Annotated in this window: 11 protein-coding genes; 7 read left to right on the top strand and 4 right to left on the bottom strand. The window is 45.8% G+C overall.

The features are described 5' to 3' along the window. Nucleotides 1-207: 207 nt before the first annotated feature. Nucleotides 208-1,668, bottom strand: coding sequence for a 16S rRNA (cytosine(1407)-C(5))-methyltransferase RsmF (gene rsmF, locus Q4Q54_RS14730; protein WP_311988813.1), 1,461 nt, complete (start codon nt 1,666-1,668; stop codon nt 208-210). 223 nt (nt 1,669-1,891) lie between these two features. Here rsmF and Q4Q54_RS14725 point away from each other — a divergent pair, with 223 nt between their 5' ends. Next, nucleotides 1,892-3,118 carry a nucleoside recognition domain-containing protein gene (locus Q4Q54_RS14725; RefSeq protein WP_012587487.1) on the top strand — a complete coding sequence of 409 codons (1,227 nt, stop codon included), beginning with the start codon at nt 1,892-1,894 and terminating at the stop codon, nt 3,116-3,118. A 141-nt stretch (nt 3,119-3,259) separates the two neighbouring features. Here Q4Q54_RS14725 and Q4Q54_RS14720 read toward each other — a convergent pair whose 3' ends face one another. The 3 genes from Q4Q54_RS14720 to Q4Q54_RS14710 are packed head-to-tail and all read right to left on the bottom strand — an operon-like array spanning nt 3,260 to nt 7,137. Continuing rightward, nucleotides 3,260-5,899 (bottom strand): MlaD family protein, encoded by a 2,640-nt coding sequence (locus tag Q4Q54_RS14720; protein ID WP_311988812.1) that lies wholly within the window; start codon nt 5,897-5,899, stop codon nt 3,260-3,262. Further along, entirely contained in the window at nt 5,886-6,503 is a 618-nt protein-coding gene (locus Q4Q54_RS14715) for a paraquat-inducible protein A (RefSeq protein ID WP_006086274.1), read from the bottom strand. Before Q4Q54_RS14715 ends, Q4Q54_RS14720 begins: the two co-directional genes overlap by 14 nt. 1 nt (nt 6,504) lies before the next feature. Further along, nucleotides 6,505-7,137, bottom strand: coding sequence for a paraquat-inducible protein A (locus tag Q4Q54_RS14710; RefSeq protein ID WP_311988811.1), 633 nt, complete (start codon nt 7,135-7,137; stop codon nt 6,505-6,507). A 207-nt stretch (nt 7,138-7,344) separates the two neighbouring features. Here Q4Q54_RS14710 and Q4Q54_RS14705 point away from each other — a divergent pair, with 207 nt between their 5' ends. The 6 genes from Q4Q54_RS14705 to Q4Q54_RS14680 all read left to right on the top strand — a co-directional run bounded on the left by Q4Q54_RS14705 (nt 7,345) and on the right by Q4Q54_RS14680 (nt 13,999). Then, nucleotides 7,345-7,644 carry a YebG family protein gene (locus Q4Q54_RS14705; protein ID WP_006081913.1) on the top strand — a complete coding sequence of 100 codons (300 nt, stop codon included), beginning with the start codon at nt 7,345-7,347 and terminating at the stop codon, nt 7,642-7,644. A 17-nt stretch (nt 7,645-7,661) separates the two neighbouring features. Next, nucleotides 7,662-8,120 carry a GAF domain-containing protein gene (locus tag Q4Q54_RS14700; protein ID WP_311988810.1) on the top strand — a complete coding sequence of 153 codons (459 nt, stop codon included), beginning with the start codon at nt 7,662-7,664 and terminating at the stop codon, nt 8,118-8,120. 282 nt (nt 8,121-8,402) lie between these two features. Then, complete coding sequence (proQ, locus tag Q4Q54_RS14695; protein ID WP_006081911.1) at nt 8,403-9,032, top strand: RNA chaperone ProQ; 630 nt, start codon at nt 8,403-8,405, stop codon at nt 9,030-9,032. A 28-nt stretch (nt 9,033-9,060) separates the two neighbouring features. Beyond that, entirely contained in the window at nt 9,061-11,106 is a 2,046-nt protein-coding gene (gene prc, locus Q4Q54_RS14690) for a carboxy terminal-processing peptidase (protein WP_311988809.1), read from the top strand. An 84-nt stretch (nt 11,107-11,190) separates the two neighbouring features. Further along, nucleotides 11,191-13,740 carry an aminopeptidase N gene (gene pepN / locus Q4Q54_RS14685; RefSeq protein WP_311988808.1) on the top strand — a complete coding sequence of 850 codons (2,550 nt, stop codon included), beginning with the start codon at nt 11,191-11,193 and terminating at the stop codon, nt 13,738-13,740. 43 nt (nt 13,741-13,783) lie between these two features. Continuing rightward, nucleotides 13,784-13,999 (top strand): DUF2835 domain-containing protein, encoded by a 216-nt coding sequence (locus Q4Q54_RS14680; protein WP_006086278.1) that lies wholly within the window; start codon nt 13,784-13,786, stop codon nt 13,997-13,999. Nucleotides 14,000-14,168: the final 169 nt, after the last annotated feature.

The following is a 14,168-nucleotide window of genomic DNA, read 5'->3' as shown; positions in this document are numbered from 1 at the left end:
TGATTGTTAGCGTGCAGGCATAAAAAAAGGCCCAAAACGATGAAAGCTGTTTGGGCCTAGGGGAATGGCTCGTTGAAGAGCCGTGCGCTACAGGTGAAAGCGCCATGCAGTGCGCTTTACAATAGACTCAGTGTAGTCGAGCTTTTGCCCTAGAGTCGCGTTCACCTTCCCCTTTTTTAGGTTATTTATCGCTAAAAAACAGCAGCACTATAACGATTTTGTCTGTTCTGGTAGCAATAACACTTTATCTTTCACTAAGTCTCTGGGCAGGTTGTTTTTTAACTTATTACCTAAATGTTTCGCCATGCCTAACGGCGCGCCGCCATAACAGACGATCACTTCACCTTGGGCTTTTCCTGCGGTCGCTAAGGGAATATCTCGCCCCATCAAATACTCTTTGGCTTCAGCATCGCTCACATCGACCGTTTTTGCCGTTGGGCTAAGTTGTTTTCCCGCTAAAGCAATAATTGCTTCATGGCGGACTTTAAAACCGTGCTTACTGTTATCGGCGAGTTTAATACCAATACGCTGAAAGCGCATACGGCCGATAAAAGCGTTGAATTCATGAGGAAATAGCCAGAATTCATCATCGCGAACCATGATGAGTTCGTCCGGTAAGCTGATACCTAAATCCTGCTGAAAATAGTCTTTTATCCCTTGGGCTTGTTTCGCTGATGCGGTCGTGAAGGGGAAGTTTTTCTGCAGTTTAGGCTCAGGCTGTAACCGCGGCACAGAGGCAGTTTTTGTCAATTTAGCGACAAAGAAACCTTCACTGTCGTAAATCTGTGGCCAGACATGCAAGAAGCCTTCGGCAGTCGTGGCTCGCTCAGCGCCATCAAATAAATCACTTAAGGATTCAAATTGCACGGCATCGCCGTAGACTTGCTTTAAATACTCGCACACGCCTTGGTTTTCGAGACGGTTTAAGGTGCAGGTCGAGTAGACCAAACTGCCGCCGGGTTTCAGGGCGAGAAACGCCGATTCGATTAAGGCTTTTTGGGTTTCGCTAATCGCCAACACATCGTCAAGGCTCCAGTGCTTTAGCGCATCGGCGTCTTTACGCACTGTGCCTTCGCCGCCACAGGGCGCATCAATGAGCACGGCATCGAAACTTTCGTATAGGTATTCGCCAAACACACGGCCATCGAAATGGGTGAGAGCGCAGTGACTTGCGCCCATGCGCAGCACATTGGCGTGCAATACTTTCACGCGGCTCGCCGAATACTCATTCGCCACCAATAAACCTTGGTTTTGCATCAATGCGGCCATTTGCGTGGTTTTTGAACCCGGCGCAGAGGCGAGATCGAGAACGCACTGCCACTTTGTACTAGTCGTAAATGCATTAGGCGTAAAAAGTGCGGTCGGCGGCAACATAGAGCTGGCTTCTTGAATGTAGAATAGGCCCTGAATGTGCTCTAACGCATTGCCGAGTTGTTCTTCTTCATCGTAGCTGATCCAAAATCCGTCTTCACACCAAGGAATGGGATCGAACGTCCAGCCCTTAGGTTGCATCAGAGTCTTAAAGTCGTCGCTGCTGATTTTTAAGGTATTGACCCGAATTGAACGTCTAAGCGGCCTGTCGCAAGCGGCAATAAACTCATCCATTGACAAATGGGCGGGGAGTTCTTGGGTAATTGTATCGATAAAATTTTGATTTAATTGAACCATTGATTTCATTGAACCATAGGAAAATAGACTGTGTATCAACTGGCGCGAGTATATCATAATCCCTTATTGGGTCTGAGATTTTATCCCAAGTGCCTCAGCCGTTATGGTGATTTGAGGTTTATGCACTGACGATTGCCGTAATATTGCAATGAGTCGCCATAAAGCTAGCACTCAGTAGCCATGAGCTAATAGAATAAAAACAAATAAAAATAAGGGGATTAGCGTGCTTAATCGCGTGTGGTTAGCTTTCTTTGTTACGGCATTGCTGGCAATAGCGGTGCAACTGTTCAATGGGCACATAGAAGTCCTATCGGCTTCGGTCGCCGCATTATTTGCTAGCGCTAAGCTTGCCGCTGAAATTTCCCTTGGGCTGATTGGTGTACTTTCTCTGTGGATGGGATTGATGCAGGTGGGCGAGAAGGCCGGTGTGGTCAGCGCCATCGCCTTTGTGTTTGAGCCCTTACTGCGCCGCTTGATGCCAGAAGTGCCCAAGGGCCATCCCGCCTTTGGCAGTATCACGATGAATTTAACGGCGAATATTTTTGGTTTAGATAATGCCGCCACGCCGCTTGGTTTAAGGGCGATGCATGATTTGCAGAGTTTGAATCCGCTAAAAACTGTGGCGACCAATGCGCAAATCTTATTCTTAGTGCTCAATACTTCCTCTGTGACCTTAGTGCCTGTGACGGTATTCCTGTACCGTGCCCAACAAGGTGCAGCCGCGCCTGCGGATATTTTCCTACCGATTTTACTGGCAACCTCGGCCTCGACATTGGCGGGCTTACTGGTAGTGGCGTTAGTGCAGCGGATTTCGTTATTGAACTCTGTGGTGCTCGGTTATGGCGCCTTGATGCTCTCTGGCCTAGTGGCGAGTGGTTTTTATCTGATGACCTTAAGTGCTGAAGCCATTGGCACAGTGTCGACGGCAATGGGTAACGGCATTTTATTGTTATTAGTGTTTACCTTCGTCATTGTTGCGGGCATCCGTAAGGTGGCGGTTTATGATGAGTTTATTGAAGGGGCGAAGGCGGGTTTTGCCCAATCTATCCAGCTGATCCCTTATTTGCTCGCCATGTTATTGGCTATAGGTTTACTGCGCGCATCCGGCGCTTTGGATTATCTGTTGCACTTGATTGCCAGTGGCGTACGGATATTGGGTTTCGATACGCGTTTTGTCGATGCTATGCCGACCGCGCTGATGAAACCTTTTAGTGGCTCAGGTGCCAGAGCCATGATGCTCGAGACAATGGATCATCACGGCGTCGATTCTTTTGCTGGCCGATTAGCGGCGATTTTTCAGGGCAGCACTGAAACTACTTTTTATGTTCTCGCCGTGTATTTTGGTTCTGTGGGTATTCGCCATGGCCGCCACGCCTTAGCCTGTGGGTTAACCGCGGATTTTGCAGGGATCAGCGCTGCGATTGCCGTTTGTTATTGGTTTTATGGATAAGGGGTTAGAGTGTTGAGCGACCTAGAATGTCTCAATAGAATTGCAAGGGAAGCTAAAAATAAATCAGGCGCATAATGCGCCTGATTGACTTTTAAGAGCTTTAATATTAGTGCGTTGGTGTAAGTATTTTGAAGAAAAGAATTACTGGGCGGGTGCCCATTCCTGCCATTCGTTTTCGGCTTTGTGTTGCAATCTTAATACTGTTCCTGCTGCTAAACGATTAACCTCTTGAGTCGTGTCCTTAGTCGCGACATTAATACCGCCAGCGAGTAAGGTTTCCAGCGAGCCCGCTTCGATTTGCGCACCTGAGAATAGGCCAACATCAACTTTAATCCCAGAAGCATCCCAGAACTGACTGCTTTGATTCACTAAGTGACTGTACTGCGGCTCAATATGGGCCTGCATCAGCACGCTATTGCCCTGTGTCGACAGGTGATAACCATCGATTTGACCGACTTTGATACCACGGAAGAAGATAGGTGTGCCGACTTTCATCGAGCCTAAGTTGTTATCTTCTAAGACGAATTTAAGCGCATCTTCGTCAACGTTGGCATAACTGCTGGCAGCGAGGTTGGCAACAAACTGGGTCGCTTTTTGACTGCTTGTACCCGGCAGTACACCGATATAAGGGCCAGTGATCAAGGTTTCTGGCGCTTTAATTCCCGCCAGAGAAATTTGTGCATCTACTAAATGATATTCACAGTCGCTGCGGCTGAAATGTTCGGCATATTCCCCGTAGAGATATGCGCTAGCTGTGAGTGTATTGAGATCCGCATTGAGCTTCACTTGCGACACTTCACCCACTTGATGACCTTGATAGCGAATCGCTGCCTTGGCCGTAAGCTTGCTGGAGGCGGGTAATGTGAGGCGAATTGCCTGCGCCTGAGTTAATGCCAACTGCTTGCTCTCATAGAGTTTTAAGTTAGCTGCATTGCTGGCTTTGTCATTGCTATCAAGCAGTCCCAGACTGATGCTGCCCTTTAATGCTCCTTGAAGCGGCGCGACCGCAACATCAATGCCCGCAAGACTGGCGCTAATATCCACTGCGCTGTTACGCCAGAACACATTCGGCTTTTTCAGCAAGGGCTGGAATTGTTTGTCGATAGCGAGCTTGATAGCAAAGTCTTCGGTCTTACTTTGCCAGTTCACTGAGTCAACTGTCCCAATTTGCATCTTTTTATAGTAAATCGGTGAGCCTTGGCTGACATCGGCGCCATCTTGACTGATTAAGGTCAGATACACTTGTTGCTGACGATCATAGAAGGCTGTCGCGGCATCCACTGAGCTAAACAAGATGAGGGCGCTGTTGGCGGCGAGTGGCGTATCGCTGTGGCCTTGGATCAAGCTAACCGCACCTTGAGTGAGCGTCGTAAAGTCCCTTGCTTTGACTGAAACGCCCTCTAGTGATGCTCTTACTGTTAATGCCGACTCTGGCACAAAATAGCTGTCGCTGCGAATTAGGCTAGCAAACTCAGGTTGTAACTCGAGTTGGTATTCCACCGCCGATAAATCTTTGGTTAACTTAACCGCAAGCATTGAGCCAATAGGGATTTGCTTAAAGCGAACTTCGGCGCCCGCTGAAATGCCCATATTTTCGGCTGAGGTTAAGGTCAAGAAACGCTTCTTTGATTGCAGTAAATCAGGCGCTTTGGCTTGTAAGGCAAAACTGCTTGGCATCGCCGTTTTTGTATTAATGCCCGGCAGGAAGTTGATCACGCTGCCCGTCAGTAAACGCTCTGGATTTTTAATGCCTGAGAGGGAAATATCGGCACCTTCAAGCCAAAACACGCCGTCGTTAGTTAACAGTGAACCGTATTGAGGTTCAAACTTAGCCACAGCTATTACGCCATTGGCGGTGAGTTGCTTGCTTAAAATGCTGCCGATATTGATGCCGCGATAAACGATGCGAGTGCCTTTGTCTACACCGTTAGCATCAGCCATGGTCAGGTTTATTTCTATGCCGCCAAGGGCTGTGGTTTCTGAATCATAAAGCGAAAAAATGTCACCGTTTTTGGCAATATCCGCTTTATCATCAGAGCTAAAACTCACGCCGCCAGCCAGAATGGATGCCAAACTCTCAGAGCTGACTTTAACTCCAGTCAGTGATGCATCAATTTTTACGCCGGAGACATTCCAAAAGTGAGAGTTTTTCTTCACTAATCGCGCGTATTGCTCTTGAATGAAGGCGCTGATGATGACTCTTTGATTGCCATCTAAACGATAGCTGACCACACTGCCCACGGGGATTTGGCGGAAAAATATTGGCGAGCCAACATCCAACGAACCGAGTTTGTCTGAGGTCAGTTCGACCATTACACCTTCTGAGCCGATTTGCATCGGCGGCGGTTGGCGTTCAGCCTCGAAGAAGGTTGACGCATTACCTTTGCCCGGTTGAATCGCGATGTAGTTACCTGAGAACAACGCATCTAAACCTTCAACACCTGTAATACTGGCCTTAGGGGTGACAAGCCAGAAGAGGGTCTCCTTATTTAAGAAAGGCTTAGCGCGGTAGTCCATCATGACTTTAACGTTTACGCCCTTGAGATCTTCATCTATTCCTATGTCTTTGACTTTACCGACAGTCAAGCCTTGGTATTTGACTAAGGTTTTACCTACGTCAATCCCAGTTGCACTCGGAAAGTGAATTTGAATTTCAACGCCCGATTCTTTAATACTCTTAATGCCCAGCCACGCACCCAATGCCAACGCGACAATAGGCAGCAGCCAAATGGGCGAAAAGAGTTTTTTCTTTACAACTTTCGGCGATTCAATTTGTGTCATCTTGAGGTTCCAATCGATCCCAGAGTAAACGAGTGTCTAACACTTTTGCGGCTAACTGAGTTAACAGAATAACCAAGGCAAATGCGGTCGCTGCAGGCGCGGGTTTAGCGTCGAGTAGTTGTCCCATATTCACTAATGCCACTGTGATTGAGATGACAAATAAATCGAGCATTGACCAACGACCAATCCATTCGATGATGTGAAAACCCACCATCAATTTCTTTTTTGAAATCGGAATATCAAAGCTTATTGCACACAGATAAATGGATAAGCCGATGATTTTAATCCATGGCACTAAAATACTGGCAGTAAAAACTATCACGGCAATGGGCAACATATCTGAATGCACTAGATGCAAAATGCCCGAAAAAATGGTGTCGTGCCGCACTTGCCCTTGGTTGGTCAGCATAGTGATAGGGTAAATGTTGGCAGGCACCAGCAAAATGGCAGCGGTAATCAACAAAGCCCAACTTTTTTGCAGGCTGGAATAGTCCCTGACCTGCAACTCAGCTTCACAGCGCTGACAGTGGCTGAGGTCACTACTATTGAGCTGGCGGCAGACCTTACACAGACACAGGCCGATATCTTTACCTTGTTGCTTCATATCAGCGATGACCTTCCAATAAAGTCCACATGTGCTCTAAGTCGTACTCTCGTTGTAGAAACAAAGTCACGAGAAACAACATAGTGAAGCAAAATGTGCCCATGCCAAAATAAATATCCGAAAAATCAGATAGCTGGAATGATGAAACCAAAAAACTGATCACATAAATTTCTAGCATAGTGAGCTGCGACAATACGCCATGAAACTTCAATAATTGCTTTAATGAGTTACGCCAAAAAAGACGACTCAGTCCCCATTTCACAATCAAAATCTGCGTCAGTATCGATAACAGTAATAAGCCTGGGCCAATCACAGCGGCGGCAAGCACGGCTAAACCAACGACCCAATAACCTTGGTCAAATACTACAAACGCGCCCTGAAAAACTGTGGTGGTGCGAATACTGCCGAAAAAGTGAATTTCGAGTACGGGTAAAAAATTGGCAGGAAAATAAAACACTAATGCCGAGATACATAGGGCGAGCATGCCATTTACAGAGCAGTAAGGAGTGTCATAAAGTGCAGTACTGCAACGGGGGCAAAGGGCTCTGACACCGCTTGGCAAGGCACGTTTGCGGACTGCTAAATCGCAGGAACGGCAAAGGATTACTGAATTTTCTGCTGCGTTTTCATGCATATAAAAATATATATTAGCCTAAATAGGAGTAATAACAGCGAGAACGGTGCAAAGTGTAGTGCTAATCAGCCGTTCTGCACAGTCTAGCGCTTTATAATCTTGGCAACGAAAGTACGCTAATAATATCAGATTAATCAGAACACTTGCATCACAAGTTCAATCTATGTCACTCTAGTTACTGTATATAAAAACAGTGCGAGGGCAGTCATGGCAGTAATAACACAGTTTGTCGTGGTCAGAGAAGGGGTTGAAAAGATGACATTCACATCTAAGAAGGAGGCTGATGCCTACGATAAGATGCTCGATATCGCCGATAACCTTATCCCCTTCATTCAAAAAGCTGATTTAGGTATAGATGAAAGCGTGGGCGAAAAGCTCGCATTCTATTTTGCTAACAATAAAGATGAGCTGACGAACTTGCTTAAAGGTGTCGTTCAGGTTAATAGTACGCCAACGAATCCACCTGCTGCGAAAAAAGCGGCTAAAAAGACCGAAGCAGCAGAATAAAATTGTTAGGAAATGTAATGAAATCGAAATTTTATGAGTCACTTAACCGTCAAGCCTTGGCCTTATTGGAAGGGGAAGACGACCTTGTTGCGGCAATGGCGAATTTTTCAGCCTTACTCAATGATAATTTGACTGAGCTGAACTGGGTGGGATTCTACGTTATGCGTGGCGAACAACTCGTACTAGGCCCATTTCAAGGTAAAGTGGCTTGTACACGTATTCCGTTAGGAAAAGGCGTGTGTGGTACGGCGGCATTCACCAATCAAACCCAGCGAGTGGCCGATGTTCATCAATTTGATGGCCATATTGCCTGTGATTCTGCCAGTAATTCTGAAATCGTTGTGCCAGTTCGTGTCCAAGGTAACGTGATTGCTGTGCTCGATATTGACAGCCCAATCTTCGATCGTTTCGATGAAGAAGACCAAAAGGGGCTGGAATTACTGGTTAAAAGTTTTGAAAACTGCCTATTTGATTAATTTGCGTACAATAACGCATAATTCATAGTCGCAATCGGTGGCGTGCGCCTTATAATATGCGCCTGCACGCATTAAGCTGGTTTGATTGGCATGCAATGAATAAGCTTAGTGTTTTGAGCTGTAAAAATTTGTTAAGGTATATTTTTTTTAACTTTAGTAAACGCGGCTAGGATGCTAATTTGTACGTTGACTCAATATTGAGTTTAACGAAGATAAACGACACGTAAGAAGTTGATATATATCACCTCGAATCGATGTCCCTTTTTGACTGTGGAAGTAATGATGGAATCAACAGAAAAGTTGACCGACACCAATGCAATTTTGGCGTATTTGTATGAAACATTTCCTTTGTGCTTTATTGCTGAAGGTGAAACTAAGCCATTAAAAATCGGATTGTTTCAAGATTTGGCTGAAAGGTTGGCTGATGATTCTAAAGTCAGTAAAACTCAGCTCAGAGTTGCCTTAAGACGTTACACCAGCAGCTGGCGCTATTTAAAGTGCGTTAAAGCGGGCGCACAACGCGTTAATCTGGATGGCGAACCTTGCGGCGAGTTAGAGCAAGAGCACATTGACCATGCTCAAGCCATGTTGAAAGAGAGTCAGGATAAAGCGAAAGCGAAACGTGCAGCACTCGCACCTAAGCCTGCGGCGAAGAAAGCACCTAAAAAGGTGGCTGTTCCTCAACGTGCTAAAACTGAGCGTCCTGCTAAGCCTGCGCCTAAAGCTGCAGCGCCAGTCGTAAATTATGTCCAAGCACAATTGACTGATTTAACGAAAAAACAACGCGTCAATGTTAAGTTAGGTATGACACCCGTAGCCGGTGTGATTACTGATATTAACAAGGAAGATATTCATGTTCAGCTTGATAGTGGCCTAACGATTAAAGTTAGAGCAGAACATATCCTGCTGTAATCATTTTTTAAAACGGAGTAACTTGTTGATGCGAAAACTCACTTTGGCTACCTCGATCGCCACTGTTTTTGTCGGATTCTCGGCTTGGGCCGTACCACCCACGATTCAAATCAGCGAGTTACCCACTCTCAAGCAGGAAGCGCAACATAAGGTCGCGAGCAAAAGGGTAACGGACTTATACACTCGTTCGCACTATCATAGATTTAATCTTGATGATGCCTTTTCTACGCAAATTTTTGACCGTTACCTGCAGCAGTTAGACTATCGCCGCAATGTGTTAACCCAAGCGGATGTCGATAGCTTTAAACCTTATGCTACCCAATTCGATGACATGCTCAGTTCTGGTGAACTTGAGCCTGCCTATAAAATGTTTGATATCGTCCAAAAGCGTCGTTATGAAGGCTTTGTCTATGCTTTATCCCTTCTGGACAAAGAGATGGATTTCTCCGCCCCTGGCGATGCCTATGAGTATGACCGTGACGATGCGGCATGGCCAAAAGATCAAGCCGAGATCAACGAGTTATGGCGTCAACGTGTTAAATACGATGCGCTAAATCTAAAACTCACTGGTAAAAAATGGCCTGAGATTGTTGAGATCCTGCAAAAGCGTTACAACAACGCCATCAAACGTTTGACTCAAACCAACAGTGAAGACGTGTTCCAAGGCGTGATGAATGCCTTCTCACGCAGCATTGAGCCGCATACGAGTTACCTGTCACCACGCAATGCTGAACGTTTCCAAATGGAAATGAATTTAAGCCTTGAAGGGATTGGTGCTCAACTGCAACTTGAAGACGATTATACTGTTATTAAAAGCTTAATTGCTGGCGGCCCTGCGGCTGGCAGCGAAAAACTGTCGCCAGAAGACAAGATTGTCGGCGTCGGTCAAGAAGGCGGTGAAATTGTTGATGTGATCGGCTGGCGTTTAGACGACGTGGTTGATCTGATAAAAGGGCCTAAGGGCAGTAAAGTCGTACTGCAAATTTTACCGAAGAAAGGCGGTTCGAATGCTAAGCCATTCGACGTTACCTTAGTACGCGATAAAATTCGTCTTGAAGACAGAGCGGCAACCTCTAAGGTGATTGAACCTAAAGACGGCGAGTACGCTAATCGCAAAGTCGGCGTGATCCATATTCCTGGTTTCTACATGAACCTGTCACAGGACGTTGAAAAAGAGCTAGTGAAGTTAAACGAAGCCAAAGTTGAAGGCATAGTCATCGACCTTAGAGGTAACGGTGGTGGTGCATTAACAGAAGCTGTTTTGCTGACAGGACTCTTTATCGATATGGGCCCTGTGGTGCAAATTCGTGATGCTGATGGCCGTGTGTCTGCGCACCGTGATAACGATGGTAAAACCAGTTATTCGGGCCCTTTGACTGTGATGGTTGACCGTTACAGTGCTTCAGCCTCTGAGATTTTTGCTGCCGCATTGCAAGATTATGACCGCGCGCTGATTGTTGGTGAATCTAGCTTTGGTAAAGGTACAGTGCAGCAGCATAAGAGCTTAGGCCGTATTTATGATATGTATGAAAAGCCAATTGGCCATGTGCAATACACGATTCAAAAGTTTTATCGGATCAATGGCGGCAGCACTCAGCTTAAAGGTGTGACACCAAACATTGCTTACCCAAGTGCGTTAGAGCCAGGTGAGTACGGTGAAGCTGAAGAGAAAAATGCCTTGCCTTGGGATAAAGTGCCAATGGCGCAATATGGCACGCTCAATGATGTGACGCCTGAGTTAGTGACTAGCCTTGAGGCCAAGCACCTTAACCGCATCAAAAGCAGTGTAGAGTTTGCTTATATCAATCAAGATATTGCCGACTTTAAAAAGCACCACAAAGAGAAGACAGTTTCTCTGGTTGAAAGTGAGCGCATTGCCTCCCGCGAAGCCGATGAGAAGAAAGTCCTCGATAGAACGAACGAGCGCCGAGTTGCCAATGGTTTAGCACCGGTTAAATCAATGGAAGACATTAAGGACGAAGCCGAATTGCCAGACGCATTTTTAGATGAAACGGCTTATATCACTTTAGATATGGCTGATGCGCAAAAACTGGCTAAAACTAGTGCTAAGTAGGCGCTAGTCGAGTCGATTTATCCAATATCAAAACGCGCTTATGGCGCGTTTTTTCTTATTTAGATCAGCGTTAAAGGGATCGAAATGACACAAGCTCAAGCAAAATACTTAAAAGATTATCAAGCGCCACTCTTCACGATAGACACGATCGACTTAGCCTTTAATCTGGCGGGCAATGAGACTCAAGTGCAGGCGATAAGTCGGGTAAAACGCACTTCTAAGCATACCCAAGCCTTAGTATTGGATGGTGAAGACTTGACTGTGATCTCGTTGACGGTTGACGGCGAGGCAGTGCCTTACCATGTTAGCGCGGGTCAATTAGTCTTAGAAACGGCGCTTGATGAGTTTGAGCTGAACATCGTCACTAAGCTCGATCCCGAGGCCAATTCGAGCCTTGAAGGCCTGTATATGTCCGATGGTGCCTACTGCACGCAATGTGAGGCTGAGGGCTTTAGACGGATCACTTATTTCCTCGACCGTCCCGATGTATTAGCCAAATATACTGTGCGCATCGAAGCCGATAGAGCCGCATTCCCGTTTTTACTGAGTAACGGTAATTTGATTGATCAAGGCGAATTAGAGGGCGGCCGCCATTATGTTTGCTGGCAAGATCCGTTTCCAAAACCGGCTTACTTGTTTGCCTTAGTCGCTGGCGATTTTGATCTGTTGCAAGATGAGTTCATTACCCGCAGTCGCCGTAAAGTGATCCTGCAAGTGTTCGTCGATAAAGGTAATTTACATAAAGCGCACCATGCGATGGCGTCGCTTAAAAAATCCATGGCTTGGGATGAGAGTCGTTTTGACCTCGAGTACGATTTAGATATTTACATGATAGTTGCCGTCGACTTTTTCAATATGGGAGCGATGGAAAACAAAGGCTTAAATATCTTCAACACTAAATATGTGCTCGCAGATACCTTAACGGCCACCGACGAGGATTATCACGGTATTGAATCGGTTGTAGGCCATGAGTATTTCCATAATTGGACCGGAAACCGCGTGACGTGCCGTGATTGGTTCCAGTTAAGTTTAAAAGAAGGCTTAACGGTTTTTCGCGATCAAGAATTCAGCTCCGATTTAGGTTCACGCGCGGTGAATCGAATTCACGCAATTAAAGTGATCAAGAATCAACAGTTTGCTGAAGATTCTGGCCCTATGTCCCATCCTATTCGTCCAGAATCTGTGATTGAGATGAATAATTTCTACACAGTCACTGTGTATAACAAGGGCGCTGAAGTGATCCGCATGATGCACACTTTGCTCGGCGAAGAAAAGTTTCAAGCGGGGATGAAACTGTATTTTAATCGCCACGATGGCCAAGCGGTCACTTGCGATGATTTTGTGGCGGCAATGGAAGATGCCAGCGGCGTAGATTTAACCCAATTCCGTTTATGGTATAGCCAAGCAGGCACGCCGATTGTGACTGCGATGGACAGTTTCGATGCGCTAACTGGCGTTTACCAATTAACCCTTAAGCAAAGTTTAGCGAACTGTGCATCACCTTTGCATATTCCTTTTAGCATCGAACTGTTAGATGCCAAGGGGCATTCTTTAGTGAATGAAGTTCTCGACTTTACTCAAGTGGAACAAGTGTTTAGTTTTGAGGGATTAAGCCATAAACCGGTGGCTTCGTTACTACAAAACTTCTCCGCGCCCGTTAAATTGCAATATCGATTCAATGTGGATCAACTGGTTCACTTGATGCGTTTTGCCAGCAGCGAAGTGGCGCGCTGGGAAGCCTCAGTGACCTTAGTGAGCCAAGCGATTTGGCAAAATGTGGCGAGTTTACAGCAGCAACAAGCCATGACACTCGATCCCCGCGTGCGCGATAGTTTTAAAGGCGTGTTGTTAGACACTGAACTTGACCCTGCATTGATTGCCGAAATCTTAGCCATACCTACGGCATCTGCTTTGATTGAGCAAACAGACCGCGTTGATCTCGATGCCTTAGCCTTAGCCCGTGAATTTGTGTTAACTGAGCTGGCTTCACACTCTGAAGATGAATTAATTGCGCTTTATCGCTCTTTGGTATCGGTCGATAGCACGCAGGCAAGAGCGCTTAAAAATCAGTGTTTAACTTGGCTAGCCAGGGTGTCGGATGAGGCAGAAGCGTTAGTCATTTCTCAGTTCGATAAAGCCAACAATATGACTGATTCCCTCGGCGCACTGACTGCGGCAAATGTGGGTGATTTGCCTTGTCGCGATGAGCTGATGACCACATTTGAGCTGCGTTGGCAGGACACGCCATTGGTAATGGATAAATGGTTCATGTTGCAAGCAACCCATAATGCACAAGATGTGATTGAACGTCTGCATCAATTACAACAGCATAAGCGATTTAGTATGAGTAATCCAAACCGAGTGCGTGCTTTAGTGGGCAGTTTTGCGGCGGGGAATATTTACCAATTCCACCGTCAAGACGGTAAGGGTTATGCCTTCTTAACTGAATGCTTAATGACCCTTAATAAGCTCAATCCGCAGGTTGCGGCACGCATGGTGACGCCATTGATCCAGTTCCATAAATTCGACTTAGGCCGTCAAACCTTAATAAAAGCCTGTTTAGGGCAACTTTTGGCTTTACCTGACTTATCTAAGGATATGTACGAAAAAGTCTCTAAGGCATTGGCAAAATAGCGGTTTGTAGGAGGAGGGCGGCAATCGATGCCGCCCTGATATTATGGAATTGTATTTCAAACTAACGATCAGCTATCGAGATTTCTTACCCTATTATCAAGGGCTTGCTGATAAAATTGAGGTCCGCGAAACGCAAGGACGTATTTTGTGGATTAATGGCCGTCATTTCAGACGTTTTTTAACCGAAAATGGCATTCAAGGCTATTTCAAATTGGTTTTAGATGACAAGGGACAATTTGTTTCATTAAATCGAGTCTAGTCTGAATTTGTTTATTTACGCTTAGAGTAATTACTTTAAACGGTCGGCTGATTATCAGGCTCGGTTTGTGATATTTAGTTTTTAAATATGTTAATGAATTATATGATTTTTTGATATCTTTTCCCGCTTCATTTCTCTCCCGCTTTTCTCTAATTTAAATCCCACCTTT

It is taken from the genome of Shewanella sp. SP2S2-4 (assembly GCF_031932025.1).
Classification (GTDB): domain Bacteria; phylum Pseudomonadota; class Gammaproteobacteria; order Enterobacterales; family Shewanellaceae; genus Shewanella; species Shewanella baltica.
Note: the sequence above shows the minus strand (reverse complement) of the source record. Positions and strands in the feature narration are given on the sequence as shown.

Coding starts and splice junctions, on each gene's coding strand:
- prc (WP_311988809.1), top strand. CDS start 9,061: ATGCGAAAACTCACTTTGGCTACCTCGATCGCCACTGTTTTTGTCGGA.
- pepN (WP_311988808.1), top strand. CDS start 11,191: ATGACACAAGCTCAAGCAAAATACTTAAAAGATTATCAAGCGCCACTC.
- Q4Q54_RS14705 (WP_006081913.1), top strand. CDS start 7,345: ATGGCAGTAATAACACAGTTTGTCGTGGTCAGAGAAGGGGTTGAAAAG.
- rsmF (WP_311988813.1), bottom strand. CDS start 1,668: ATGGTTCAATTAAATCAAAATTTTATCGATACAATTACCCAAGAACTC.
- proQ (WP_006081911.1), top strand. CDS start 8,403: ATGGAATCAACAGAAAAGTTGACCGACACCAATGCAATTTTGGCGTAT.
- Q4Q54_RS14720 (WP_311988812.1), bottom strand. CDS start 5,899: ATGACACAAATTGAATCGCCGAAAGTTGTAAAGAAAAAACTCTTTTCG.
- Q4Q54_RS14700 (WP_311988810.1), top strand. CDS start 7,662: ATGAAATCGAAATTTTATGAGTCACTTAACCGTCAAGCCTTGGCCTTA.
- Q4Q54_RS14715 (WP_006086274.1), bottom strand. CDS start 6,503: ATGAAGCAACAAGGTAAAGATATCGGCCTGTGTCTGTGTAAGGTCTGC.
- Q4Q54_RS14680 (WP_006086278.1), top strand. CDS start 13,784: ATGGAATTGTATTTCAAACTAACGATCAGCTATCGAGATTTCTTACCC.
- Q4Q54_RS14710 (WP_311988811.1), bottom strand. CDS start 7,137: ATGCATGAAAACGCAGCAGAAAATTCAGTAATCCTTTGCCGTTCCTGC.